The 24,595-nt window shown below is 69.2% G+C and carries 25 protein-coding genes and 6 pseudogenes; 12 read left to right on the forward strand and 19 right to left on the reverse strand.

Annotated elements, in window-relative coordinates:
• Nucleotides 1-13 precede the first annotated feature (13 nt).
• Complete coding sequence (locus ACIQRL_RS39470) at nucleotides 14-163, reverse strand: hypothetical protein (protein WP_401340906.1); 150 nt, start codon at nucleotides 161-163, stop codon at nucleotides 14-16.
• 647 nt (nucleotides 164-810) lie between these two features.
• On the opposite strand from ACIQRL_RS39470, the gene ACIQRL_RS39475 reads away from it, so the two are divergent.
• Nucleotides 811-1,143 carry an STAS domain-containing protein gene (locus ACIQRL_RS39475; RefSeq protein ID WP_401340909.1) on the forward strand — a complete coding sequence of 111 codons (333 nt, stop codon included), beginning with the start codon at nucleotides 811-813 and terminating at the stop codon, nucleotides 1,141-1,143.
• Between the two features lie 387 nt (nucleotides 1,144-1,530).
• On the opposite strand, the pseudogene ACIQRL_RS39480 reads toward ACIQRL_RS39475, so the two are convergent.
• Together ACIQRL_RS39480 and ACIQRL_RS39485 are read right to left on the reverse strand one after the other, a co-directional pair.
• Nucleotides 1,531-1,632: pseudogene (locus ACIQRL_RS39480) on the reverse strand (MerR family transcriptional regulator); the annotation flags it as partial.
• Nucleotides 1,610-1,792, reverse strand: a pseudogene (locus ACIQRL_RS39485) (transposase); the annotation flags it as partial. The pseudogenes ACIQRL_RS39485 and ACIQRL_RS39480, both read right to left, overlap by 23 nt.
• 159 nt (nucleotides 1,793-1,951) lie before the next feature.
• On the opposite strand from ACIQRL_RS39485, the gene ACIQRL_RS39490 reads away from it, so the two are divergent.
• Nucleotides 1,952-2,350 (forward strand): hypothetical protein, encoded by a 399-nt coding sequence (locus tag ACIQRL_RS39490; protein ID WP_401340912.1) that lies wholly within the window; start codon nucleotides 1,952-1,954, stop codon nucleotides 2,348-2,350.
• Nucleotides 2,351-2,675: 325 nt separating this feature from the next.
• Here the strand turns inward: ACIQRL_RS39490 and ACIQRL_RS39495 are convergent, their stop codons facing one another.
• Nucleotides 2,676-2,933 carry a hypothetical protein gene (locus ACIQRL_RS39495; protein ID WP_217235551.1) on the reverse strand — a complete coding sequence of 86 codons (258 nt, stop codon included), beginning with the start codon at nucleotides 2,931-2,933 and terminating at the stop codon, nucleotides 2,676-2,678.
• Nucleotides 2,923-3,159 (reverse strand): hypothetical protein, encoded by a 237-nt coding sequence (locus ACIQRL_RS39500; RefSeq protein ID WP_401340916.1) that lies wholly within the window; start codon nucleotides 3,157-3,159, stop codon nucleotides 2,923-2,925. Before ACIQRL_RS39500 ends, ACIQRL_RS39495 begins: the two co-directional genes overlap by 11 nt.
• A 225-nt stretch (nucleotides 3,160-3,384) precedes the next feature.
• On the opposite strand from ACIQRL_RS39500, the gene ACIQRL_RS39505 reads away from it, so the two are divergent.
• The gene (locus tag ACIQRL_RS39505; protein ID WP_401340918.1) at nucleotides 3,385-3,804 is read left to right on the forward strand and encodes a hypothetical protein; all 420 of its coding nucleotides are present in this window, start codon (nucleotides 3,385-3,387) and stop codon (nucleotides 3,802-3,804) included.
• Between the two features lie 189 nt (nucleotides 3,805-3,993).
• Here ACIQRL_RS39505 and ACIQRL_RS39510 read toward each other — a convergent pair whose 3' ends face one another.
• From ACIQRL_RS39510 to ACIQRL_RS39530, 5 genes are all read right to left on the reverse strand, one after another.
• Nucleotides 3,994-4,521 carry a hypothetical protein gene (locus ACIQRL_RS39510; protein WP_401340919.1) on the reverse strand — a complete coding sequence of 176 codons (528 nt, stop codon included), beginning with the start codon at nucleotides 4,519-4,521 and terminating at the stop codon, nucleotides 3,994-3,996.
• Nucleotides 4,522-5,053: 532 nt separating this feature from the next.
• Nucleotides 5,054-5,290 carry a hypothetical protein gene (locus ACIQRL_RS39515; protein WP_401340921.1) on the reverse strand — a complete coding sequence of 79 codons (237 nt, stop codon included), beginning with the start codon at nucleotides 5,288-5,290 and terminating at the stop codon, nucleotides 5,054-5,056.
• Between the two features lie 21 nt (nucleotides 5,291-5,311).
• Nucleotides 5,312-5,626 carry a hypothetical protein gene (locus ACIQRL_RS39520; RefSeq protein WP_401340922.1) on the reverse strand — a complete coding sequence of 105 codons (315 nt, stop codon included), beginning with the start codon at nucleotides 5,624-5,626 and terminating at the stop codon, nucleotides 5,312-5,314.
• A gap of 665 nt (nucleotides 5,627-6,291) precedes the next feature.
• Nucleotides 6,292-6,489, reverse strand: a complete 198-nt coding sequence (locus tag ACIQRL_RS39525; protein ID WP_401340924.1) for a hypothetical protein — start codon at nucleotides 6,487-6,489, stop codon at nucleotides 6,292-6,294.
• Nucleotides 6,490-6,718: 229 nt separating this feature from the next.
• Nucleotides 6,719-7,612, reverse strand: coding sequence for a LysR family transcriptional regulator (locus ACIQRL_RS39530; protein ID WP_401340926.1), 894 nt, complete (start codon nucleotides 7,610-7,612; stop codon nucleotides 6,719-6,721).
• Nucleotides 7,613-7,714: 102 nt separating this feature from the next.
• Between ACIQRL_RS39530 and ACIQRL_RS39535 the strand changes: the two genes are divergently transcribed.
• The 3 genes and pseudogenes from ACIQRL_RS39535 to ACIQRL_RS39545 all read left to right on the forward strand — a co-directional run bounded on the left by ACIQRL_RS39535 (nucleotide 7,715) and on the right by ACIQRL_RS39545 (nucleotide 9,800).
• Nucleotides 7,715-8,803 (forward strand): alcohol dehydrogenase catalytic domain-containing protein, encoded by a 1,089-nt coding sequence (locus ACIQRL_RS39535; RefSeq protein WP_401340929.1) that lies wholly within the window; start codon nucleotides 7,715-7,717, stop codon nucleotides 8,801-8,803.
• A 385-nt stretch (nucleotides 8,804-9,188) separates the two neighbouring features.
• A pseudogene (locus ACIQRL_RS39540) lies at nucleotides 9,189-9,500 on the forward strand (transposase); the annotation flags it as partial.
• A 63-nt stretch (nucleotides 9,501-9,563) separates the two neighbouring features.
• Nucleotides 9,564-9,800 carry a hypothetical protein gene (locus ACIQRL_RS39545; RefSeq protein ID WP_401340932.1) on the forward strand — a complete coding sequence of 79 codons (237 nt, stop codon included), beginning with the start codon at nucleotides 9,564-9,566 and terminating at the stop codon, nucleotides 9,798-9,800.
• A gap of 92 nt (nucleotides 9,801-9,892) precedes the next feature.
• On the opposite strand, the gene ACIQRL_RS39550 is transcribed toward ACIQRL_RS39545, so the two are convergent.
• The 5 genes from ACIQRL_RS39550 to ACIQRL_RS39570 form a co-directional block, all read right to left on the reverse strand.
• Nucleotides 9,893-10,807 carry a hypothetical protein gene (locus ACIQRL_RS39550; RefSeq protein ID WP_401340934.1) on the reverse strand — a complete coding sequence of 305 codons (915 nt, stop codon included), beginning with the start codon at nucleotides 10,805-10,807 and terminating at the stop codon, nucleotides 9,893-9,895.
• A 758-nt stretch (nucleotides 10,808-11,565) separates the two neighbouring features.
• Nucleotides 11,566-11,949: a hypothetical protein gene (locus ACIQRL_RS39555; RefSeq protein ID WP_401340936.1), complete on the reverse strand. Its 384-nt coding sequence runs from the start codon at nucleotides 11,947-11,949 to the stop codon at nucleotides 11,566-11,568.
• 142 nt (nucleotides 11,950-12,091) lie between these two features.
• Entirely contained in the window at nucleotides 12,092-13,135 is a 1,044-nt protein-coding gene (locus ACIQRL_RS39560) for a YncE family protein (protein WP_401340938.1), read from the reverse strand.
• A complete protein-coding gene (locus ACIQRL_RS39565) occupies nucleotides 13,132-13,923 on the reverse strand; it encodes an ABC transporter permease (RefSeq protein ID WP_401340940.1) in 792 nt (263 codons plus the stop codon). Before ACIQRL_RS39565 ends, ACIQRL_RS39560 begins: the two co-directional genes overlap by 4 nt.
• Nucleotides 13,920-14,603 (reverse strand): ATP-binding cassette domain-containing protein, encoded by a 684-nt coding sequence (locus ACIQRL_RS39570; RefSeq protein WP_401340942.1) that lies wholly within the window; start codon nucleotides 14,601-14,603, stop codon nucleotides 13,920-13,922. Before ACIQRL_RS39570 ends, ACIQRL_RS39565 begins: the two co-directional genes overlap by 4 nt.
• Nucleotides 14,604-14,826: 223 nt before the next feature.
• Here ACIQRL_RS39570 and ACIQRL_RS39575 point away from each other — a divergent pair, with 223 nt between their 5' ends.
• The 5 genes and pseudogenes from ACIQRL_RS39575 to ACIQRL_RS39595 all read left to right on the forward strand — a co-directional run bounded on the left by ACIQRL_RS39575 (nucleotide 14,827) and on the right by ACIQRL_RS39595 (nucleotide 18,243).
• A complete protein-coding gene (locus ACIQRL_RS39575) occupies nucleotides 14,827-15,384 on the forward strand; it encodes a Chromate resistance protein ChrB (RefSeq protein WP_401340944.1) in 558 nt (185 codons plus the stop codon).
• Nucleotides 15,381-15,812 carry a chromate resistance protein ChrB domain-containing protein gene (locus ACIQRL_RS39580; RefSeq protein WP_401340946.1) on the forward strand — a complete coding sequence of 144 codons (432 nt, stop codon included), beginning with the start codon at nucleotides 15,381-15,383 and terminating at the stop codon, nucleotides 15,810-15,812. Before ACIQRL_RS39575 ends, ACIQRL_RS39580 begins: the two co-directional genes overlap by 4 nt.
• A complete protein-coding gene (chrA, locus tag ACIQRL_RS39585; protein WP_401340948.1) occupies nucleotides 15,809-17,209 on the forward strand; it encodes a chromate efflux transporter in 1,401 nt (466 codons plus the stop codon). The genes ACIQRL_RS39580 and chrA overlap by 4 nt, the downstream gene beginning before the upstream one ends.
• 434 nt (nucleotides 17,210-17,643) lie before the next feature.
• A pseudogene (locus tag ACIQRL_RS39590) lies at nucleotides 17,644-17,862 on the forward strand (SpoIIE family protein phosphatase); the annotation flags it as partial.
• Between the two features lie 27 nt (nucleotides 17,863-17,889).
• Nucleotides 17,890-18,243, forward strand: a complete 354-nt coding sequence (locus ACIQRL_RS39595; RefSeq protein ID WP_401341053.1) for an STAS domain-containing protein — start codon at nucleotides 17,890-17,892, stop codon at nucleotides 18,241-18,243.
• A gap of 520 nt (nucleotides 18,244-18,763) precedes the next feature.
• Here the strand turns inward: ACIQRL_RS39595 and ACIQRL_RS39600 are convergent.
• Nucleotides 18,764-20,449, reverse strand: a complete 1,686-nt coding sequence (locus ACIQRL_RS39600) for a ribonuclease J (RefSeq protein WP_401340950.1) — start codon at nucleotides 20,447-20,449, stop codon at nucleotides 18,764-18,766.
• A 268-nt stretch (nucleotides 20,450-20,717) separates the two neighbouring features.
• Here ACIQRL_RS39600 and ACIQRL_RS39605 point away from each other — a divergent pair.
• Nucleotides 20,718-21,311 (forward strand): annotated as a pseudogene (locus ACIQRL_RS39605) (transposase); the annotation flags it as partial.
• A gap of 149 nt (nucleotides 21,312-21,460) precedes the next feature.
• On the opposite strand, the gene ACIQRL_RS39610 reads toward ACIQRL_RS39605, so the two are convergent.
• The 3 genes and pseudogenes from ACIQRL_RS39610 to ACIQRL_RS39620 form a co-directional block, all read right to left on the reverse strand.
• Nucleotides 21,461-23,065, reverse strand: a complete 1,605-nt coding sequence (locus ACIQRL_RS39610) for a phospholipase D family protein (protein ID WP_401340952.1) — start codon at nucleotides 23,063-23,065, stop codon at nucleotides 21,461-21,463.
• Nucleotides 23,066-23,300: 235 nt separating this feature from the next.
• Nucleotides 23,301-23,556 (reverse strand): annotated as a pseudogene (locus ACIQRL_RS39615) (IS5/IS1182 family transposase); the annotation flags it as partial.
• 13 nt (nucleotides 23,557-23,569) lie between these two features.
• Nucleotides 23,570-24,154: a LysR substrate-binding domain-containing protein gene (locus ACIQRL_RS39620; RefSeq protein WP_401341055.1), complete on the reverse strand. Its 585-nt coding sequence runs from the start codon at nucleotides 24,152-24,154 to the stop codon at nucleotides 23,570-23,572.
• Between the last annotated feature and the right edge of the window lie 441 nt (nucleotides 24,155-24,595).

Raw genomic sequence — 24,595 nt, forward strand, 5'->3', positions numbered from 1 at the left:
AGTCGGCCATCCCTTATCTCCAGCGTGAGCCGGACCGGGCCTCGTACTGTTCGAGCGGCAGCGTCATGTGGCGGGTACGGACCCGCGCGTTCGAGTAGGGCCGGGCCGGAGCGCTCGGGTCGCGGTCGTACATGGTGTGCACGACGTCGCTGTGGGGTTCCACGGCGATCAGCCGCGGATGCTCGGCACACAGAGGCCGCCGAGTTTGGCGAGCACATGCCCGGCCGCAGTGTCCCAGGTCCAGGCGTGTGCCGCACCGAGTTCGTGACCAGCTCACTGACCAGCAGCTCGACCGTGCCCGCCCGACCGCTCAGGTGCCAGCCTGAGACCTGCCGGATCGCCAGCCGACGCGTCTCGCGCACACAGGTGTTTCCCGGAACCAGTGGCCAGGAAGCGTCCCGGTGCGCTTGCCGGGCGCAGCGCGTGGGACCAGGGAGCCATCTGCCAGGCATGCCAGGGCGGTTTCTGCACGACAAGGGCCTGCGCAGCCAGCACGCGAACTCCATCGCCTGCCTGACCATCGGCCTGTCCGTCGCCTCCTGGGTGACCTCGCTGGGTCGAACCCGCGGGCATCGACCGCGCGGACCGATGGGGCATCTTCATCGCCACCTGGTTCGGACGCGGCCAAGCCCTCGCCCAGTACGAGCGCACCGTAGATGCGGCGTGGGGCTTCACCCACGACCGCCGGTCTCTGTAGGCGTTGCGGTCTCAGCCGCATCTTTGCCGGCAGAAGATCACGGTGCGAGGCCCAGCAGGTGCGCGGGACGGTGTCTTTGCCGTCCGGCTGGGGCGTCGGCGATACTTTCGGGCATGATCCCCGGCACCGCACCCGCAGAGATACCGGTCCTCTCACCGAGCGGCGACCTGGACCACGCGACCATCGTCCCCTTCGCCGAAGCCCTCGAATCAGCCAGCACGCAGCATCCGGCCATCATCGTGGATCTCAGCGACGTCGCCTTCGGCGACTCCACGTTCCTCAACACCCTGCTCCGCTGCCACCATCTCACCGACCTGCGACTGGCCGGCGCCCCCCTGCTCCTGTCACGGCTCTTCGCGATCACCGGCCTCCACCAGGCGCTACACCTCTACCCGAGCGTGGAGGCCGCGCAGAACCCGCCATCACCGCCTTCGGGAGCCGTCTAAGGGCTGTCCCGGAGCCGACGGCAGCAGGACGGGCACCGACCTCGCGCCGACGCGGATGCAGGCGCGGTACGGCCCGGCCGGGCATAGCCGGGTGTCTGCAGACGCTCTACCAGCGGGTGCCATGGTCGGCCGACCCGCTGGACGCGTGGGAAACACACGAAAACGTCTGGCGGAAGTCGTCCCGGCCCTCCTCCCCCGGCTGGGATCCCCAGGACGCGGCGGAGATCGCCCGGCTACGAGCACGGGAGATCGAACTCGCCGGGACGGTCGTCACGCACGCCTACTGGAGCAGCCTCGTCCCGGCCGTCGTCCTCGCGGCCCGTGACGTGCTCAAGCACCACCATGAGAGCAGATGGCTGACGTCTCCCGCTAGCCGCAGATCGCTCCTTAAACAGCGGTCGTCGGGTCCGCCGTTCCGGTCTCGCGGCGGTAGGCGGCGTTCACTTGCTGGGCCTCTTCGAGCTGGTCCTCGAGGATGACGATGCGGCAAGTCCACCGGCGACTTCACCGCACCGTCCGCGCACAGCACCGCGTCCACCAACTCGAACAACTCATCGCGCCGAGCGGTCAGACACTCGTAGAACTCGCCCCGGAAGCGTGACGCTTCCGCGAACGCCTCCCTCTGGACAGCATCAGCCAGCACACTCACCCTCACGGCCTTCGTCGTGGTCACGTGCACCTTGGTCGGAGCACATGATCAAACGGAGGCCGCCCCCACGTCCGGTGAATCCCCATTCGAGCGAATCCGTTCGAGACGCCATTCGAGACCATGGCACCATGTACCGCATGACGACGAACCGAAAGGTCCATGCCGCGTAGACGGCCAGGACAGATCCGCGCCGGTGCCCTCGACAGCCACCGGACAACGGGTACAAGGCCAGTCATCGACGGCCTGTCTTCGCATGCGCTGTCCGAGATCATCCGTCTCGAGCACACCCGCAACTATCTGCAGCCAGGCGACGTCAGCGCGGCTGTGAGCCTGTGGAAGGACTACGTCCACCAGCCCGAGCGTGCTCTGTGGCACGACTACGAGTGGGGCAACGTGCACTGGTACTGCTGCGGCAACCCTCTCGAAGCCCGAGCTCTCCTCGACACCGTGATGCAGGCCGTATCACCACGAAGCGCCCGCGAACTGCGAAGGATCGCCAGCCGGTCAGACGCCGTCTGGAACCTTCCGACCCCGCCCTACGACGCTGACGGTGGATAAAGAACAAGCTCAGCGTCCGTGAAGGTGGCCAAGGGCGAAGGAATGATCACGGGGCCATCGTGCGCGCGGCCCGTCGGTGGCGGTAAAGGGCCTTGCCCACCGTGCCGAAGAGCGTCGTGCAGCAGACGAACAACCGTTTGCTGCACGACGCCGCTGCTGTGTGCAGCAGGGCCTGCTACACGAGCAGCAGCCGTGTGTCGCCTGGGACCGGCCTTCGAATGTCATCGCTCTCCGGTCCGGCACCCGGACCGGAGAGCAGGGGCACCCCGCGCAGGAGACGTAGCAGCCCCCCGGACCCACTCGTATCCGCGGCGATGCTACGTGATCAGGCTTCGACGTAAGCGACGATGGTGATCTGCCGAAGGGCCGTGACGTAGTAGATGACGCGGACCCCGTCGACGTCGTCGACGTAGTCGCGCAGCAGGGTGTCGGGCACTGGGGTGCCCAGCTCGGGGTTGACGCTGATCGCGACGATCGCGCGGTCCAGACGGTGTGTCTCGCTCGCCGTGAGCTTCGCCAGCTGGCTCAGCGCGGGCTCCACCAGGACGACCTGGGACCGGCGCGGTGCGTGCTCAGGCGACACGGGGTTGCTCACCGGCAAGGCGCTCGAGGTGGGCGTCGCGGGCGTCCTCCCACAGCACGCCCGTCTCCGGGGACGGATAACCGTTGGCGGCGATGTCCTCCAGCACCGAGGCGAGGACGTCGACCTTCGCGCGCTGATCGGCCGCGTACGCGCGGGCGGAAGCGGCGGCGTGCTCATCGAGGGGCTGACGGTCGGGCACGGGCGCGGGGGCCGGCTGCTCGCTCATCTGGGGCTCCTGGGCTGTCATCTGGCGTGTGTCACCACGGTATCGCCGGGGCGGGGCGCTCCGGGACGGTACGGGCGAAACCCGCCCGATGACACAGATGACACAGATGAACAGTGACACAGATGGTCACGACGGCCTGGGGAGACAGGGCGTCGATGACACAGGTCGGACTGTTCACTGCTGGCTGTTCAGGCGCCGGGACATGGCCGGGAGCACGCTGGAGGTATGCGCACCAAGGACGTCGAGGTGGGGCAGACGTACCGCTGCGAGGTGCCGTTCTCGCTTCCTGTGCGGCGGTACCGGCCAACGACCATGGGCGACTCCTGGTGGCCGTTGAGCCGGCTGCGCGGCACGCACTTCCCGCTGGCCGTGGTCGACGTTGACGCTGCCGCTCGAACCGCCCTGGGCCTGGTGATGGGGGCGGGCACCCGGATCACGGTGGAGCTCACCGAGGAGCAGGCGGAGGCGGCCGGCCTGTCGCCCGGCCACGGTTATCAGGTCCGCGGAACGCTGCTCGATGCCGACGGCGAGCCCGTCGAACTCCCGCAGGTCACCACACTCACCGTGCCGATCCGCTGGCTGCGCCCGGTGGAGACGCCTGTCTCCCCCAGCCACCATGACCCGACGTTCCGGGGCTTTCACTGACCCAGTCGGCGTGAGCGGAGTGTCCTCTGACAACCCCTGACTGATTGGCAGCGAAGTCTGACGGACGTCAGTTTGTGTCAGCGACGGTTAGCCGCGCAGGTCAGAGCACAGGACGGTGTCGAGAAGCGCCGCAGCAAACGGCAGCGGGCCGGAACCGTTGACGGTTCCGGCCCGCTGCGGGTTCTGTGGTCAGGGGCTATAGGTGACCGTCGCGGCAAGCTGCTGCAGGGAGAGGACGACCTGGTGGGGTGCTCCGACCGGGGCGAAGTCGACGGGTTGCTGGAGCTGGTACTTCCCTCCCTGCGGCGGGAAGTCGGTGAGCTGGTCACCGACCAGGGCGGCCGTTTTGGTGCTGGCCAGCTGCATGTGCGCGTCCCCGCCCGGGGGCTTCTCGATGGTCATTGTCCAGTCGAGGTACCAGGTGCTGAGGTACCTCGACGCCGCTTGGTCGAGGATCCGCACCTCGCTCAGCGGCGTGCTGCCCGAGTTTGCCCAGGACAAGACGACCTTGCCGAGCTGCTCGGTGTCGGCGGTCATCTCGAACCCTTCGACCCTCAGCCTCGCCCCGCCCCAACCGGACTGGATCTCCTGCTCGACCACGGCCCTCAACCCGCCCCTGATGGCGATGGTCAGGAGCCCGAGGATGGGGACTTGCAGCGGCACATTGGCGTCGTGGGCGGTCATCGCGATCGCCTGACCGATCGGGGGCAGAGGCACGGGTTCTCCAGTCGTGTTGTCGGCGGCCGGCCGCGCCCTGCGCACGGCCGATCAAGCCCTATGACTACCCACAGTTCATTTCTGGAAACTGTCCGTAGTTGAAGCTGACGGCGAGCGAGGCGAGCACGGACCTCAACGAAGGCACAACGCACGATCTACCCGGATGTGGTGGCGGTGTCCGCGTCTCACCTGCACGGCGAGTACTTGGCTGTCACAAAGCGGCGTCGGTCAATGTTCGGTGTCAGCGGTCAAGGTCCGATGTCACTGGACGCGGAGCGTGATGACCCGGCCGGGCCGCCGGGCAGGGATGTCACGCTGTCACGCCGGATCGGGCCCGAGCGGGGGTTCGGGGCTCTGCCGGCAATCAAAAAGCTTTCAATATGGACATTCGGCGGGTGCTGTCGCGTGGTGGCCCGGCGGGGGCGACAGCCAGCGTGACGGGGCGCGTGACAGCTCCGATGTGACGCACGGTGAGCATGAGGGGTGGCTGGGACCTCTCGCCTCCCCAGGAGTGCTGGGGGTTGGGGGTCGGTCAGTTCCGGAGCGGCGACCAGACGTGCGGCCCGCTGCACTGCCCGCAAGCAGCGCAGCCGGCGCACTCCATGCAGAACTGCTTCGGGACGCGCGGGCACGAGCAGATCGGGTTGTGGTCGGGGTCGTCGTCGCCCTCGAACCAGGGCTCCCCGAGCGGGGGCGCGTAGTCGACCTGGACCTGGCCGTCGGCCGTCAACTCTTCGTATCGGGTGCCGCCACCCGTCGTCCGGGCCATGACGGAAGTCGCTTCAACCGGTCACAGACCTGCGATGTCACCGGCCTTCTTAAGCGCGGAGTCGAGTGCGTCCACCACGGCGTTGTGCCGCCTCGCCCGCGCCGCCCGGTCCGCCGGCACCAGCCGCTCGGCGGCCTGCACGGCGTAGGCGTCCGGGTCGCCGAAGGCCGTCCGCGGGTGCTCTCCCGTATCCGCGCAGTGCACCGTGACATCCTTCACCGCCTGGAGCACGACTGCCCGGTCCACGCCCGGCTGCATGGCCAGCCGTACCTGGAAACGCGCCATCCACTTCTCGCCGTCCTTCGCCGCGTCCGTCGTTTGGTCCTTCTTCGCCACGTGCTCTCCCGGTTGATCGGCAGCCGTCCGTCATGTAGACGGACGCTGGGGCGTCGAACTGGGTTGCGGAAGCGAGAGACTGATGAGTTTCAGGTGACTGCCGGGGCCCGCACTAGCTCTACCGACCGGCCCACTGTTACAGAACGTCACAGATCACGGGCTCTGGCACAGCTTCTCACCCACTGCTACTGGTGACCCGCTGCGGGCCCTCACCCGTGTGCCGTCGCCGGTGTGGCGGCGGCCGTCAACCGGGGGCACTTTGGTGGGGTGGCGGCCCGGAACCGCCCCTCCCCCTCGTGGTCCGGGCCGCCTCACCGTCAGGCCGGCGCACTCCCCATCACCAGCACGCTGACGGCCCGTGGCGTGCCTGTCGACGGCAGACGTCGTTTCATTTGAGATCGCACACTGGGACCGAACCCGATGTCCGACCGCTGAGGATTCGAGCCCCGCTGCCGGCCTAGAGTGCTCAGCCGTAGCCCGGCCCCGACCGCGCTCTGGACAGGGCCGGGCTACCGGCCGCGCGAACGGCGCCCGAACAGCACGGAACGCAGCATCGTGTACGGCCGCATGTCGGTCCGGCAGGTCGGGCAGTGCCGGCCATCCTCCGGCGGGACGAACAGAGCACGCCGAATCCTCCGTTACCGACCTGAGCGGAGGAAGACCACCTACCCCTCTGCTGCTGAGCCCAGGTAGAAGAGCGCGAGGAACGCGACGACGAAGAAGGCGATCCAGAAGAAGGGCAGCAGGTCTGAGCCCCTCTGCATGGAGGGAGGCGGCCTGCGGCCATTCTCGCGCTTGTACTTCAACTGCCGCGCCTCGCGCTCGCCGCGCTCGTACTCGGTCTCATCCCTGTTCTCGTCCATAAGGTCCCCTGTCCCCGGCCACAGTAGGACCGGGAAGGGAACGACAAGAGAGCGATGGTCAGAGTTGTCTCTGCCCGGTCACCCTGCCGAGCCCGATATTCGGTCTGCAGGCACTCGGCATTCCAAACGCGACCGTCACCTGGGCCGCCCCCACCACCCCGCAGAGGGCCCCACTTGCTCGGGCAGAAGCCGGGGGCCTGCTCGAATCCGACGGCCCCGGCGGCACGTGTCAGGCGGTCGAGGTAATTGCTCGGGTGACGGCCGTGATCGCCAGGCTTGGGCGGCCGGGGAGTCGCGCTACGAGAACCCGGCGGATCTCGGGAGGTGCGCCTTCGACGTGCAGCAGGCTCACCCCGGGCGGCAGCACCGGCGAGAGCCGGGAGGGCACCGTTGTCACCCCGAAGCCACCGGCGACCAGCTGAAGCTTCGTCAGCCAGTCGCGCGCGCAGTGGACGATGTGCGGCCGACCCGGCAGACCGGGCCAGACGCCGAGCAGTGGCTCGGCGTTCGACGCCGGGGTGGCGATCCACGGAAGGTCGACCAGTTCGTCGACATGCGCCGCCGTGCGGCCGGCGAACTCTCCGGTCGAAGACGCCGCCACGACCAGTTCGGTGTCCGCAACGGTCTCGACGTGCAGGCGCGGCGACTCGCCGTCCAAGGGGCGGTGGGGTGGGCGGGACGTCAGGACGGCGAGGTCGATCGAGCCCGCGCGCAGTGCCCGGACAAGGGTAGGCGTGGTGCCCTCGGTAGTCGTGACCGTGATCTGCGGGTCGGTCGCCGCGAGGCGGGCAAGCGAGGGAGGCAGGATGGCCGCGCCCGCGCTCAGGAACAGTCCGAGCCGCACCCGTTCGGTCCGCGGGACGATGCCGGTGAGATCGCGCTCGGCCGCTGTCAGGCAGTCCAGGATCGTGCGGGCGTGACGCAGCAGGGTCAGACCCGCGGGGGTGAGCCGCACTCCGTCGGGGCGGCGTTCGAACAGGGCGGTGCCCGCGCTTCGTTCGAGGGAGGCGGCCTGGCGTGAGACCGCCGACTGGGTGTAGCCGAGCCGGGCGGCTGCTGCGGTGAAGCTGCCGGACTCGGCGATCTGCTGCAGGACCCGCAGGCCTGTGCTGGAGATGTCCATGCGACATACGCATACCACGCATGCTTGATCGTCGCTTCCCGCATGCCTGCCTGACTCCTAGTGTCGATCGCGACGAACACGTACGAACACGGAGGTCATCACGTGCGAGCAGCACTTCTGACGCAGTTCGGTGCTCCCCTCACGGTGCGGGAGGTGCCCGACCCCGAGGCCGGCGGCGGCGAGGTGGTGGTCGAGGTGCTCGCCACCTGCGTGGCCCCCTACGCGGCCGAGGTCTTCAGCGGCGAGCGGAACTACCCCCTGGTCCCTCCCGTCGTGCCCGGGATCGGCGGCGTGGGACGGGTCGTCCACGCGGGCCCGGACGCCACCCGGCTGCGCCCCGGCGACCTGGTGTGGTGCGACTGCACGGTGCGCTCGCGGGACGACGCACTGACACCCGACATCACGCTCCAGGGCTGGAGCTCCCGCGGCGAGGGCGGCGCGCGGCTCGCCCGGCACCTGCACGACGGATCGTTCGCCGAGCTCATGCGGGTCCCGACGGAGAACGTCTTCCCGCTGCCCGCAGCCGCGGGGGACGACCCGCCCCGCTGGGCCGCGCTCGGCGTGCACGTCATCCCTTACGGCGGGCTGCTGGCCGGAGGCCTCGCAGCCGGTGAGACGCTGCTCGTCAGCGGGGCCACCGGCAACCTCGGCAGCAGCGCGGTCGCGGTCGCGCTCGCCATGGGGGCGGGCCGCGTGGTCGCCCCAGGCCGCAATCGGGCCGCGCTCGACCTCCTCGCCGACCGGTTCGGACCGCGTGTGCGTCCGGTCCCGCTCACCGGGGACGAGGCCGGCGACCGCGCGGCGATGTCCGCGGCGGCCGACGGCCCGATCGACATGATGATCGACCTGCTACCGCCGAGCGCACCCAGCTCGGCGGCGCGCACGGCAGCCATGACCGTGCGCGAGTACGGCCGAGTCGTTCTCATGGGCGGCGTCGGCATGCTCGGTGGCGACGACCTCGCACTCCCGTACCCGTGGATCATGCGCAACTCGATCACCGTGCGCGGCCAGTGGATGTACCCGCGTACAGCGAACGTCGGCATCATCCGGCTCCTCGCCTCGGGCACCCTGGACCTCGCCTCCGAACGGGTCCGGTCGTTCGGCCTCAGCGCCGTCAACGACGCCGTCACCTATGCCGCCGCGCATGGCGGCCCGTTCGACCGCACCGCCCTCACCCCACCGGCTCGCTGACAAGACCGACTGATCTCCATGTGCCAGCGCCACGGCCCACCTCCTCACAAGCACAGGCCGCCAAACTGCTGCTATTTCTCGTGCAAACGCTGTCATTTGAAGTGGACGAAACCAAAAGGCCCTCGTACGGGGGGACTGCAAGAAGAACGGCTCTGGCTCGTAGTCGGGATGCTGTTGGCGATCTTCATTCGTTTCGGTGAAGTCATGTCGTGGTCGGCCTGTGGATCGGTGTGGTGTGCTGCGCTGGTTTGGGCGGGGTGGTTCGAGCGGTCGGAGGGGTGGCCGCGATGTCGATGGGTTCAGGTTCGGGGCGGATGATTCCGTCGGGAGCTGACGCCCGATGGAACGGCGGCTGTGGCCGACTTCCAGCAGCGCGTGGACTGCCGTCCTTGCCAACTGCCCTGAACTCGACGCCCTGACCGGTCACGTCCGGTCCTTCGCCCAAATGCTCACCGAGCGGCAGGGGGAACGACTCCTGCAGTGGCTCGACGCCGTCCGCCAGGACGACCTTCCCAGCCTCCACACTCTCGCGGCCGGCATCGATCGAGACCGCGACGCCGTCATCGCCGGCCTGACCCTGCCCTGGAACTCCGGCGTCGTCGAAGGGCACGTCAACAGGATCAAGATGCTCAAGCGCCAGATGTTCGGCCGAGCCGGTTTCAGCCGGCTACGCAAGCGCGTATTGCTGGCCACCTGATCAACCACCCGGCTTTCGGTGATAGGGCTTCCCTCTACGGAAAGATGATGAGAAGGCGACAGCGTGGACGCAGTAGTAGCGATCAGCCTGATCCGCATGGCCGCTGCAGACTTGGCCATGGAACCCTGGCAGCGCCCCCAGGACGCTTACCCCAACGCGCTGCAACCCATCGTTGATCTGGCGAGAGCACTCGACCTGCCGAACGATCAACCTCCGGACCAGCAGCACATTCGCGACCGGGCCACCTCCGCGGCGCGAGACTTTCTCGCCACAGAAGCGCACCAGAACCACAGCCTTTGAGCTACGTCACATGACCCACCGTGACCGGTTCACGGAAAGGACGCTGTTGGTGATCTTCATCTGCACCGGGCGCGTGCGGGGCGGGACTGGTCTCACAGACTCGGCATCAGATCGGTCAGCGGAAATGCCCTCACATCCTCAGGAGGGCGCGACAGGTGCAGCGTGGTGTGGAAGTAGCCGTCAGCCTCCTTCCCATACGGGTCCTCGCCGCCTGCGGTCACCGCTTGGATGGCGTACTGCTGTTCATCCGCGTCTGTGAAGCGTCGTTGCGGGAAGGTGTGCGTGGTGGCCTTCTCGGTGACCAGGCCGTGTGAGGTCAGGCATGCTGCGATGGACGCGTACGAGGTCGTGCGCAGCACGAAGGCCGCAACCCACGCCGGGACGTGGACACCGGCCAGGAGCCGCTGGAAAGTGCGGTCAGATAGGAAGGTCGCCCCTCCGGTGATCGTGATCAGCCGGGTGTGCCGCGCGGCGCGGAGCAGGGCAGGGGAAGGAGGCGCGGTTTCGAGGTTCTCGGCGAAGCCTTCGTCCAGCAGGCCGGCCGCGCGTGCGTAGGAGATGGCGTTCGCTGACATATCGAGTCCGATCACCCGTGCGACGTCATGGCGTCGACGAGCCGCGTAGTAGCTGCGGTCCCACTTGATCAGCTCGGCTGTGGTGAGCTCGGTGGCCTGCGGCGACGTGTAGTGGGAGTAGAGGTCGTCCAGTGTCACCTCATGGTTGATGAGGGCCGCATTGATGCCGTACGAGCAGCAGATGTCCAGCACTGTTACCGGTTCTGCCGTGCGGACTGTCCGACCGCAGGCCGTGAGCGCCCGCCGGAAGATGTTCTGTCCGTGATGGGGCACCTGGTAGTCCAGTGGGCCCAACGCCCGGAAATAGGCCCGCGGATCCGGCTGATCGTAGATGTGGTCGAACGACGTCATGCCCGATGGGACGTGAGTCCGGGACGTCCGCGCGTCGCCGGCAGCCGATGCTTCCATGCCCGTGTTCCGCGCACTGCTCATCCGGGTTCTCCTCACGCAGTCCAGGTCTACCGTCCCGTCAGAGTCAGCGACTCCAGTGGGCTATGGGAACAAGGCGGGAGGAAGACCAGCCATACGCCGCAGCAGGCAAGGTGAAGATCACCAACAGCATCCAGATACAGGGTCGGAGCCGCGCCGGGGTCTCCCGCCGCCAACTGTCGTTCCGCCTGCGCCCCAAAATTGCCCTCCGCCGTGAGGGACGTCCTTTCGTACTGGTGATCCCGCCCCGAGGACGCCCACGGCGCGGGACCTGGTCTTCCCGTTGGAGGTGACGGTGGCCACGTCCCCGCTGTCCGGGTCGTACGTGGTCGCGGTGTCCGATACCGCGGTGCCCACCCCGCCGCTGACGGACGTCAGGTTCGGGCGTCCGGCGGTGTCATAGCCGGTGGACGTGGTCCGGGTGACCGAGTTCGCCGCCTCGATCACCTTGTTGGTGTTGCCCCACCGGTCGTACTCGATGGTTTTGGTGGGCAGCTGGGTCGGGTTGGAGCCGCCGCCCGTGATCGCGCCGGCCCGGCCCAGGATGGCGAGACGTCGAACACGACGTGGTGTCCCACGACGGCGAGCACCGTGCTCGTCACCGAGAAGACGCCCGGGCGGGCAGCCGCCGACCGCACGGGACGGCTCGCTGCCGGTCCGGCGCAGGCGGGACACAAGGGTCGAAGTCGCCATGACCCGCCCATCATGAGGGGTGGGTCACCCCGCTGTCACTACCGTGTGCGCTCGCCTGCCTTCCTCAACTACCGCTTCTCGTAAGGGCTTTCGGGCTGCGTGATGTGCTTGACGCTGCCGGCGTCGAGCACGGGTGGCCATGCCGCGTCGGAGCCGACCTTGCCCTTGGGGTGCCAGGTACCGGTGACCGTCGCCCAACTGTCGGCTGTGGGGGCATCGGCGCCGCGGATCTCCACCTTGTCGGGGCGTGCGTCGGCCGCGCAGCAGGAGATGAGGAGCCGGGTCGGATACCAGGTGCCGTCGCCGTCCTTGGTGATGAACCCGATCATCCGTACCGTCCGGCCCTTCAGCGTCTTGCCGCTGTCGTAGCTGGCGCGGGAGCTGAACCGGCTGAGGGGGAGGTCGACCAGGTCATCCTTTGGGAGGGAGTCCGCGTACCCCTGGTTCTCCACGCCCTCGTTCCCCGCTTGCCGCCGACATCACCAAGCGCACCCGCAACACGGACCGCAGGCGGAGCCTTGAGATGCGGCCTGTGCCCGACAGCGGAGGTAGCTGTGGATTACCACGCACCGGGCAAGACAGACCCAGGCGCCGTCAGGGTGTGGGCCGGTAGGTAAGGAGGGTCGGGTGGCCGCCGCTGCCGTGGGGGACCGGGTAGTAGCTGCGGTGGGTCGCGGGGTCGACGGCGACGACGTGGGTGCCGTCGGTGTGGTGGTCTCGGCCGGAGACCGTCAGGCGGTGGTCGTGGTTGTCCAGGACGGTGAGCCGGCCGGATTCCGCGGCGACGTAGAGGCGATGCGCGGCGGAGTCGTAGGCGAGGACGTCGGGGTCGGAGCCGACTGCGTCATTACCGGTGACCCGACGGGTGGTCAGGTCCACGGTGAGCAGGCGGGCGTTGCCGTCGCAGGCGACGAAGGCGAGGCGGTCTTGGGGGGCGAGGGCCAGGCCGTGGTCGTGGTCGCAGCCGGGCAGTGGGATCCGGCGCGTGACGGCCAGCGCGACCGGGTCGATGACCGCCAGTTGGTTGCGGCTCTGGACGTCGGCGAGGATCTGGCCGCCGCCCAGGGGGTCGTAGGCGACGTTGCCCGCGTCGCCGCCGAGATCGACGGTGCCGCGCACGGCGCCCATGGCGGCGTCGATGACGGTTTCCGAGCCGCCGGATTCGTTGGTGGTCCATACCGTGCCGCGTACGGGGTCGTAGGCGAGGCCGTCGGGGTACGCACCGGTGGGCGCGCGGTGCAGGACGGTGCCGGTGTTCTCGTCCAGGGTGGCCATCTCGTCGGCGCCCGTCGCGGTCGCGTACACGCGGTGCAGGGCGGGGACGACCAGGACGCCGTGCACGTCCGGCAGGCCGGTGATGGTGCGCACGAAATGGCCGGTGTGTACGTCGACCTCGATGACTTCGCTCGCGCCGAGGTGGGCGATGAAGAGCAGGCCGCGGCCGGGGTCGAGGCTGGCGTAGTCGAAGCGGGAGCTGTCGCCGGGAAGGGCCGGTTCACCGACGCGCTGCAGGGGCAGGACACGGCGGGGTGGCTCGGAGGTCCGGGTCAGCAGCAGACCGGCCACCACTCCGGCCGCGGCGAGGAGCAGGGCGGCGGCCAGGACGAGGAGCAGACGGGGGCGTGGGAGGGGGGTCATCGGCGGGCCTCCTGGAGTGCGGCGGTGAGCGGGCGGAGGCGGTGGGCGTTGTCGAACAGTGCGCGTTCGCCGAGGCGGCCGGCGGTCAGGGCGGCGAGAGCGGCAGCGGCGAGCAGCATGTACATCACGACGATCTGGTAGCGGATGGCGGTGAGCGGGTCGACTCCGGCGAGGATGAGGCCGGTCATGGCGCCGGGCAGGCTGATGATGCCGACGGTCTTGGTGGAGTCGATCGCGGGGATCAGCGCGGTGCGCACGATGGTGCGCTGGTGCGGGGCGAACGCGTCCGCCGCCGTGAGGCCGAGGCTGAGACGGGCCTCGATGGCGGGGCGAGCGGTACGGGCCTCGTCGCTCAGCCGGGTCAGCGCCAGGGAGGTGGCCTGCATGGCGCCGGAGACGACCATGCCGCCGACGGGGATCACGACCCGGGCCTGGGTGACGATCACGCCCAGGGCGAGGAGGGTGCCGAGGGTCGCGGCGGTGCCGACGGCGACCGCGGCGGTGGCCGTTGCCAGGGCCCGGGGCAGGTTGGGGACACGGCGGGCGCCGACCCGGCCGGCGATGAGCACCATGATCGTGAGCCAGCCGATGGCTCCGGCGAGTCCGGTGTGGCGGAAGACCAGCAGCAGGATGGCGCCGACGGCGGCCAGCTGCAGCCCCGCGCGGACGCCCGCGACGGCGATGTCACGGCTCAGGTGCAGGCGTCCGCGCCAGGCGACGACGGCAGCGAGCAGGACCAGCGCGGCGGAGGCGGCCACGCCCGCCCAGGTGGGAACGGCGGGGTTCATGCGCCCTCCTTGAGGTAGCCGACATGGTGTGCGTGGCCCTGTTCGAGGAGTCGTCCGCCGTCGAGGACGAGGACCTGGTCGCTCACGCGGCGGGCCTGCGCGGTGTTGTGGCTGACCAGGACGACGGTCAGGCCGTCGACAGCCAGCTCCCGTACGACCCGTTCGACGGTGGCGGAGCCGACCGCGTCGAGGGCGGAGGTGGGTTCGTCCAGCAGCAGTGCCCGGGGATTGACGGCGAGCGCCCGCGCCAGGCACACGCGTTGGGCTTCACCGCCCGACAGGCCCGCGGTCGCACGGTGGAGGTACGCGGCGGACAGGTGGACGCGTTCGAGCAGTGCCGCTGCTCGCGGTTCGTCCAGATCGCGTCGGCCGACGCGCAGGTCGTCCAGGACGGTGTCGGTGAGCAGTACGGGCTGCTGGCCGACGAGGGTGACCTGGCGGCGCAGCGTGAGGACGTCCCAGTCGGGGAGCAGGCGGCCCTGGAACGTCACGCCTCCGCTCACGGGTTCTTCCAGACGGTTGAGCACCCGCAGCAGGGTGGTCTTGCCCGCACCGCTCGGCCCGACGAGCGCAGTGCAGGCCGCGGCAGGGATGTCGCAGGTCACCGCGTCCAGGAGGGTCGCGGCGCCCTGTCGCACGGTGACCCGCTCCAGGGAGAACGCGGGGGCGCTTGCGTCCATGGCGGGGCGGGCCTCCCTCGTCACAGCCATTCAGTGCAACCATGGTTGCATCGAATGGCGGGTGGTGTCTGCGCCAGGTCCAGCACAGACGGATGTCGACCAGCAGGACGACCGCGCAGTTGATGTAACCGTGGTTGCATGTAACCATGGTTGCACACAACTCTGGAGACCTCAGGAGCTTGGATGACCCGCGAACCGCATCCTGTGCGAGCACAGGACCGTCATGCCCGCTGACCGGGCGGTACGCGACCCGGGCGAGTGGGTCCTGCTCTCCTACCGGCTCCCCCGCGAACCATCCACGCCCCGCATCGCCGTCTGGCGCAAGCTGAAGCGGCTGGGTGTCGCCCAGCTCTCCGACGGGCTGGTCGCGCTGCCCGCCGACGCCCGGACCCGCGAGCAGCTGGAGTGGATCGCGGACGAGGCGATCGAGGCGGGCGGCACCGCCTCGATCTGGCTCGCCCGGCCCGCGACGCTCACGCAGGAGCGGGAGCTGGCCACCGGCATGGCGGACGCCCGCGCCGCCGAATATCAGAGCATCATCGACCAGGCCTCCGCCCAAGCCGCGGCAGATGGCGCGAACAGCGTCACGGCCGTGCGGCGACTCCGCGCCGAGCTGCGGCGTATCGGCCGCCGCGACTTCTTCCCGCCACCCGAACGCGACCGGGCCCACGCCGCCGTACGGGCCCTGGCAGTGGAGCCAACGGCCTGCCCCGGGCCCGAGACCGACGACGCCGACGACGTAGCGCCGGAGACCACACAACAGCAGGAGGACAAAGCATGAAGTGGGCAACCCGCGCCGGAATCCACATCGACCGGGCAGCCTGTTCCTGGCTGATCCACCGCCATGTCGACAAGGAGGCGGAGTTCGTCTTCGTCACCGACCCCGCCCAAGTCCCCGAGGACGCGACGCCGTTCGACATGCGCGGCGTGGACCTCGGCCACCACGGCGGGGACTGCTCCTTCGAGACGATCCTGCGCCGCTACGAGCTGACCGACCCGGTGCTCTGGAAACTCGCGGAGATCGTGCACGAGGCCGACCTCGACGACGAACGCTACGACGCCCCCGAAGCGCCGGGGCTGGACGTCGTCCTGCGCGGACTGTCCATGATCTGCGACGACGAACGCGTCCTCGAACTGACCGGCCCGCTCTTCGACGGCCTGTACGAGTACCACCGCCGCGCCACGCTTGCAGGGCGGGACCCCGCGTGACCACTCACCCCACCGCCGAGTCCGCGTCCGCTGTCGCAATCGACAGCGGACGCGACATCGTCCCCTTCCGGACGGCGGTACGCACCTGGTTCGCGATATCCCTGCAGACCTTCGGCGGACCGGCCGGCCAGATCGCGGTCATGCAGCGCGCCTTGGTGGAGGAGAAACGCTGGATCGGCCAGCAGCGGTTCAACCACGCCCTGAGCTACTGCATGCTGCTGCCCGGCCCCGAGGCCCAGCAACTGGCCATCTACATCGGATGGCTGCTCAACGGCACCCGCGGCGGCCTGGCCGCGGGCACCCTGTTCGTCCTGCCCGGTGTACTCGCCCTGCTGGGCCTGTCCGCCCTCTACGTCGCCTTCGGCACCACCGTGGCCGTCACCGGTCTGTTCGCCGGGCTCGCCCCGGCCGTGGTCGCGATCGTCGCCCAGGCCGTGTGGCGGGTCGGCCGCCGCTCGCTGACCCACCCCGCCCTCATCGCCCTCGCGGTCGCCTCCTTCTCCGCGCTCGCCCTCTTCGCCGTCCCCTTCCCCCTGGTCATCGCGGGCGCGGCACTCACCGGCTGGCTGCTGGCCCGCTTCGCTCCGCACGCCCTGCGCCCTGCCGCCGCGCACTCCGCCGACGGCGGCCCGCCGCCGCTGATCTCCGACGACGCCCTGCACGCCGAAAGCCCGAGCCACCGGCGGACGTTGCGCATCCTGCTCACCGGCCTGGTGCTGTGGGCGGCGCCCCTGGCCGCGGTGGCCGTCCTCACCGGAACCGGCAGCGTGTTCACCACCCAGGGCGTGTTCTTCTCAGGCACCGCACTGGTCACGTTCGGCGGGGCATACGCCGTCCTCGCCTTCGTCGCCCAGCAGGCCGTGCAGACCTACGGCTGGCTCGGCGCGGGCGAGATGGTCCGCGGCCTGGCCCTGGCCGAGACCACCCCCGGCCCCCTGATCATGGTGGTGCAGTTCGTCGCCTTCCTCGGCGCCTACCGCGACCCCGGCTCCCTCAATCCCTGGGCCGCCGCCCTGCTCGGCGCGCTGCTGACCACCTGGGTGACCTTCGTCCCCTGCTTCCTGTTCATCTTCCTCGGCGCCCCCTACATCGAGCGCCTGCGCGGCAACCGCTCCGTCTCCGCCGCCCTGACCGGCATCACCGCCGCCGTCGTCGGCGTCATCGCCAACCTCGCTCTCTACTTCGCACTCCACACCCTTTTCACCACGGTCGACGACAACTCATGGGGCCCGCTGCACCTCCAACTCCCCCACCTGGACACGATTCGGCCCACGGCCCTCGTCATCACGGCCGCCGCCCTGCTCATGATCTTCCGACTCCGCTGGAGCGTCCTGCGCACTCTCGGCATCTGCGCCGCACTCGGGCTCCTCACGAGCGGGGTCAGCGCCCTCTGGTGACGCACGGGGCGATTCGGGCCAGGTGGGCGTGAAGCGCCGAACGTGGACAACGGGAACAGCCACAGGGCAGGCGGGGTGTGCATGGCCGCCGCCCAGGGAGAGGCTGGCACCGCGATCCACGGGGCGAGGGTGCTGGGGGCTTCTTCCCGCGCTCGGGCGGGCGTTGCCAGGGGCGAGCCGGATGCGTCAGAGGTACTCGCAGCCACGGGGAATGATCACCTGGCGCCGCATGACGCCCACTTTCATGGCGGTCCCCGAGACCGGTGTGGGCAGCGGACTGCATATCCTTCTGTCTCTCTGGTTCGACGACCGCAACGACTTCGCCCGCCGGTCCGGCCAGGATCTGCCGGAGTCGATGAGGCAGGCCATCGCCGCACTCGTCTCCGCGGCTGACCACGGCTGTGCGCGGCGAGGTAAATGCAGCGGCCAACTTTCCCGGAGACACCCTGCTGCTCTATGCCGACGGCCTGACCGAGGCCCGCACCGGGCCCGATCGCGAGTTGTACGGCGAGGACGCCCTGCGCGCCTTCACCGCCGCCCAGCCCGCTGCGGGACCGCAGGTCCTGATCACCGCCCTGACCGGGCTCCTCACCGGGTTCGGGGACGGCCTCGACGACGACACAGCGCTGCCCGCCCTCGGCGTGCCCGCCCTGCTTCCCACCTCGCGAGTGAAGACTGATATGAGCCCGCTGACGATCACTGCCCGAGACGCGGCCACCGGTCCCGTGCTGGAGATCACCGGTGACCTCGACCATGCGACGGCACCCGAACTCCGCCAGGCTGTGGACCGTCTCACCCTCGCCAGTGGACAACTGCTGGTCCTGGATCTGGCCGGCCTGGAATTCTGCGACTCCAGCGGCATCACCGCATTGTTGGCGACACGCAACCTGGCTACGGAACAGAGCGGCGACATGGCCCTGGCCGCAGTCCCCGCCAACACCGCCCGGATCCTGCGTATCGCCGGCCTGGACCGCGTCTTCACCCTCCACCCCGACACATCAACAGCCACCAACCCCAGTTCCACAGCCCGCTGATCACCAGGACCGCGCCACCAGGGACTGAATCGCGCCCGCAAAAATGGAGCAATCCCCCTCTGCGGGGCCGGTTCGGTCCGGGGCTGCTGTCCACCACGTATCGGCCCGATCACCGCCCATTGCGGAGACCTCACCGCGCTCCCCTGGGCACAGGCAAAGGAGCCCCATTCGCCCCGAGGGTTCCCACCGAGACGTGAACCCTCCGAGTCCGTACTGTCACTCTCGAGACAGTCTGTGGAATGCCACGGCGCGAGGACACTTCCGGACACACCGGCTCCGGCCGGCCGAGCCGCCTGTCGACTGACGGGCTGCATGACCCGCTTCCGCCGCAGCCGGAAAGGTAGCGGCTCCTCGGTGTCGATAAACGATGTCCGACCTGCTGGTTCTCGCAGGGTGGGCTTCGGCGACATCTTCCCGATGACTCATCATGTGGAGTGTGTTGCCACCCCGGTCTCCCGAGGTGGCTGCTGACTCCCGTGCCCGACCTCGATACCTCCGGGACCAGGGACCGTGCTGTGGCTCAAGCGTCGATGATGACGGGGATGACGAGGGGCTTGCGGCGGTGGGTGCGGAACGCCCAGTTCGCCACGGCGCGGGCGAGGAGCTGTTCAAGTTGGTGCGCGTCCCCGACGCCTTCCTCGGCCGCGGTGGCCAGGGTCTTCTCGATGACCGGGATGACCGGCTCGAAGGTGGTGTCGTCGTGGACGAACCCGCGGGCCAGGAAGTCGGGGGCCTCGGCGAGGGCGCCGGTGTCCGCGTCGACGATCGCCACTACCGTGACCACGCCTTCGGCGGCGAGGGTGAGGCGGTCCTTGAGGGACGCTTCGGTGGCGCCGCCGACTTCCATGCCGTCCACGTAGACGTTGCCGGCGGGGACCTTCCCGGTGATGGACGCGCGCCCGTCGACGAGGTCGACGACGACGCCGTCCTCGGCGATGACGACCCGGTCGGGGTCGACGCCGGTACGGATGGCGATGTCGCCGTTGGCCCGCAGGTGGCGCCATTCGCCGTGCACAGGCATGACATTGCGGGGTTTGACGATGTTGTAGCAGTAGGCGAGTTCGCCGGCGCTGGCGTGCCCGGAGACGTGGACCTTGGCGTTGCCCTTGTGGACCACGTGGGCGCCCCACCGGGTGAGTCCGTTGATCACCCGGTAGATGGCGCTCTCGTTGCCTGGGATGAGGGAGCTGGCGAGCAGGACGGTGTCGCCCTTGCCGATGCGGATCTGGTGGTCGCGGTTGGCCATCCGTGACAGCGCGGCCATCGGTTCGCCCTGGGAGCCTGTGCACACCAGAGTGATCTTGTGGTCCGGGAGCTTCTCCAGCTCCTTCGTGTTCACGACCAGACCGGACGGGATCTTCAGATAGCCCAGGTCACGGGCGATGCCCATGTTGCGGACCATCGACCGGCCTACGAAGGCGACCTTACGGCCGTGCTGGTGGGCGGCATCCAGGACCTGCTGGATGCGGTGCACATGGCTGGCGAAGCTGGAGACGATGACCCGGCGTGGCGCGGTGCGCAGCACCTGCTCGATCGCCGGGTTCAGCTCACGCTCGGAGGTGGTGAAGCCAGGTACTTCGGCGTTGGTGGAGTCGGTGAGGAACAGGTCCACACCCTCCTCACCGAGGCGGGCGAAGGCACGCAGATCGGTGATGCGGTCGTCGAGAGGGAACTGGTCCATCTTGAAGTCGCCGGTGTGCAGCACCATCCCGGCGCCGGTGCGGATCGCGACCGCGAGACCGTCCGGGATGGAGTGGTTGACCGCCACGAACTCGCAGTCGAAGGGCCCGAAGCCGCGCCGGTCGCCCTCCCGCACCCGCACCGTGCGCGGCCGGATGCCGTGTTCCTTGAGCTTGGCCTCCAGGAACGCAAGCGTCAGCTTGGAACCGACGACGGGAATGTCGGACCGCTCGCGCAGCAGGTACGGTACGCCGCCGATGTGGTCCTCGTGGCCGTGCGTGAGTACCACGGCCACGATGTCGTCCAGCCGGTCCCGGATCGAGGTGAAGTCCGGCAGGATGACGTCCACGCCGGGCTGGGTCTCCTCGGGGAACAGCACGCCGCAGTCGACGATGAGCAGTTTGCCCGCGTGCTCGAAGACGGTCATATTGCGGCCGATCTCACCCAGGCCGCCCAGGGCGATGACCCGCAGCCCTCCTTCGGCAAGGGGCGGAGCGGCTTTCAACTCGGGGTGCGGATGACTCATACCCTGACGGTAACGCAGAGCGGGACGGCGTGATCCATTGCCTGGGCGATCTCTTCTTCCCGACGGAGCGGGGCACCCGCACCGGGTCGCGGGGGCGAGCAGGTTGCAGCGGGGGCGCGGGCACGGCTGTGCCGCGTGTCGACGGCCCCCTGGCACGGGTTCGCCCTCTGCCACGACCGTCCAGTCGGCGGGCTACCGGGCGTCTGAGAGGTTCGAGACGTCCGAGTCCGAGAGCCTCATGGAGTCAGCGCCTCCAACAGGGCTCCCGGAACGTGAAGGCGCCTTCGACCAGCTCAACAGTCTTCTGCGCCGCCGAGTCCGCAGGCAGGAAGGCCGCGAGGAAGAACCAACCGCCTGCGTCATCGACTCGCAGAGCATCAAGACCTCCACCAAGGTCCCCGCCCACGGGCAGGGCATCGACGCGGGCAAGAAGATCGTCGGGAGGAAGCGGAGCATCGTCATCGACACCGTCGGACTCCTCCTAGGAGTCCTGGTCACAGCCGCGAGCGTGCAGGACTCCATCGCCGGCCAGGCCCTCATCGAAAAGGTCGCCGCCGAGCATCCCACCATCCGCAAGACCTGGTCGACGGCGGTTACCGCCAGCACCTCGTCGAACACGCCGCCGCTCTCGGCATCGACATGCACATCGTCCGCCACGACCCCGCCACCAGGGGTTTCACCGTCCTACCTCGCCGCTGGACGGTCACACGCACCCCTGGGCTGGCTGACGAACCACCGCCGACTGGCACGTGACTACGAGGCCAAGCCGCATCGCTCCGGAGCCATGGTCCACCTCTCGATGATCAACCTCATGACGCGACGCCTGACCGCGGAATCCACCCCGAGCCGGCGCGGCACCTGAACCAACCCCAACCAGGCAATCCGGGATGAAACAACGGGAGAAAGCGCCCTCTCAACTACCTTTCACCTGCCGAGTTCGAACGGCAGTACCAGCAAGAACGTGGACTTGCCCTCGCGGCATTGGGGTCACCTCACCCGTCCGGGACACCGTCAGTAGGCACCGTGCCGACGCAGGGAGCGCGGGCGGCCGTCGGGATCGGCGATGACCCGGTAGAGCGGGTCGGTCAGGGCCCGCGTGATGGGGGACAGGCGCGGCGGGTGATAGGTGCGCAGCCGTCCCGACGGTCGCGGACCGTGGCGGCCGTCGTCGTGCCACGCGTCCAGAGCGGCGGCCGAGTCGGCGTAGGCCGCAAAGGCGCGGCCCGGTTCGCAGAGTGCAGCCGCTTCCCCGTCCCCGTCGCGGTCAAGGTGTTCGAGATTCAACGACAACCGCAGCTCGCGCGCGAAGACGCGGGCGCCGTCACCCAGGCCGCCGGGGTCCGTCGGTTCACGGGAGTCACAGGTCTCGTCGAGGACAGCGCAGCTGAGTTCCGAATCGTGCGTCCAGGAGCGCCGGTTGACGTTGTCGGACCCGACCGAGGCCCAGACATCGTCGATGACACAGACCTTGGCATGGACGTACACGGGTGTCCCGGCGTGATTCTCCAGGCTGTAGACGGCCACCCGGTCGCCGCCGGCCCGTCGCAGGACTTCCAGGGCGCGGATCCGGCCCAGCAGGTTCATCGGTGTGCTGATCCGCCCCTCCTGGTCCGGCAGTGGCGGCAGGACGGCGATCATCCGCAGTCCCGGATGATCCGCGAGAGCCTGGGCGAATGGCTGGACGGCACTCTCCGACCACAAGTACTGGTCCTCTAGGTAGATCAGCCGGCGTGCCCGACGCAGGGACTTCGTGTAGGCGCGGGCGATGCTGCGTTCACCGTCGGGAGCGAACGGATAGCCCCTGAGGCGGTTCGGGTAGGTGCGCAGGATCTGGACCGTGTGGGAACCGCGCGGGCCCGGGTCGGGTTGCTGCACCGGGAGCGGATCCGCCCGCGTGTCCTCGTCCCGGAGTGCCGCCCGCAGCCGGCTGCGCGGGCTGCGACTGAGCGGAGCCGGGTCCGTCCACCGCTCACGGAACGTGGCCTCGACATCGCCGACGGCGGGCCCGCGCACCGCCAGCTGGATGTCGTGCCAGGGCGGACGGGAACCGTAGGCGTCGGCGATGGGTTGCGCCAGCGGGTCACCCTGATGAGCGGCGTCGTCCCGACGGCTGTGGCACAGATCGATCCCGCCGACGAAGGCGACGTCCCGCTCGGGCCGACCCGGGTGGCGCAGCACCACGAACTTTTGATGGTGCGAGCCGCCCGGCCGCACCCGCATGTCGAGCAGGCACTCGCCTCCCGCCTCCTCGATCTCCTCCCCCAGGTGGTAGTTCTCCTGTTCGCTGAACTGGAACCGATCCAGGTGCGAGCGCCACACCAGCCCCTTGACGACGACACCGCGGCGTGCGGCGTCGCACAACACATCGCCGATAGCGCTCTCCGGACCGTCCAGCAGCTCGTCAGGGTCACCCCGCCAGTCCGTGAACATCAACATGTCGCCGGCCCGCTGCGCCCGCACGGCCGCGAGCAGCTCGGCGAAGTACACCGCCCCGTGTACCAGGGGGCGGACGTCGTTGCCCGTGGACCACGCCGCACCGTCGGCATGACGGCGGTCCACCCGCGACGCCGGATTCCCCCGCTGAGCGGAGGTGAGCAGCCAGTCGGCGCGTTCCACGTGACAGTCCTTCCAGTCAACGGCTTTTCCGGGATCTCCTGATAGATCCGTTACCCCGTGAGCGCGTGACCACGCGATCCTGCTCCGCCAGCCCTGCGAAGACCCAGCAACCAGCGGACCCACCCGACCCAGACCCGTAAGGCAACGGCATTGAACCGTTCCGGGTTCGGTAAGATCAAACCCGGAACGGTTCAGCTCGAACAGCGGTACCGCACGCCCCAGATCCCCTGCCGACTCGTAGGCGCCGGCGAGGGTGGCGCGTGACGTCAGCGTGTCGGGGTGCTCCTCGCCCAGCACCCGCACGCGGTACTCGAACGCGCTCCAGGACCGGGATCATCTGCGGCGCGTCACCCCACTGCCCCGGCGTGATCAAGAAGGGGGCAAGGGGCCGCAGATCGCCCTCACCAACCAAGTGACTCTTCGTGGTGAGTCCACCCCCGGGAGCGCTCCAGAGCCTCAACGTCACGGTGCCCGCGTGCTCGTGTGCGTCTGCAGGCAACGGTGTCAGTTGACCGGCAGTTCGTTGTTCTCCCGTCGGGAGGTTGTGCCGAGCACTGTATGTGCGACGTCTTCCAGTGATCCGAGCAGCGGGTTCGGATCGTCAGCGCGCGTGACGAGCACGACCTCGCAGGGATCGATGTCGACAACGGGCACCTGGGCGATGTCCTCTCGCGCAGCAGCGCGTCGATCTCCGGCGGGGAAGATCGCGACACAGTGGCCGGTGGCGATGAGTTCCGGCTTGTCCTCGTAGCTGTCGTCGATCGCGGGCGGGGGTGGTGCCGGGCGGCCGCCGACCGGCTTGGGCGTGCTCCAGACGGCCGGAGTGCTGACGCAGGCCACCAGTTCCTCGTCCGACAGGACCCGCACGCTGACGGCTTTCTCGTTCGCCAGATGATGACTCGCCGACGTCAGGAGTACCCGCGACTCCTCACGGAGCTTGGTCACCCGGAAGCCGTCCGTGGGGAAGGACAGGGGCCTGTACGCGACGAGGGCGTCGACCCGCCGCTCGGCGAGGGCGCGTGTGTGCCGCCAGTCGAGGTGCCGGGTGCGGACCTGGCTGTCGGGGTGCCGTCGGCGCAGTTCCTGCACACAGGCGGTGTGGTCCGGATGTCCATGACGATCCGGCTTGCCTCCGTGATCGCCGCGCGTTGCCGACATCTTCGAGAGGACGAGCGCCCATGGCTTCCGCGTCTGACCTTGCGCCGGCCCCTCCGGCCCGCGCGCTCGGCCGGCCGAGTGAAGCCTGCTCCCCGGTTCGGGGGGGGGTGACGTCCAACGGTAAGCGGGCAGCAGGTGCAGGGTGTGGGCGAAGATCCCGCGCGGAGAGACGGACGCCGCTCAATGATCCTGTTCGCCGTCGAAACATCCATCCCCGTGACGACGAGACGGACGCGCTGACCGGGACCGACCTGCGCGAGCCGGTGACCTTGACGGTCGACCAATGCCGCGCCGCCGCGACGTCCCGCTGCGCATCGTCCACGCCCTGTTCGCCGGCGACGGGGTCGGCTTGAACGGGCACGAATCCGCGTT

Origin of the sequence: Streptomyces sp. NPDC091209 (genome assembly GCF_044757755.1) — a bacterium.
Taxonomy (GTDB): Bacteria; Actinomycetota; Actinomycetes; order Streptomycetales; family Streptomycetaceae; genus Streptomyces.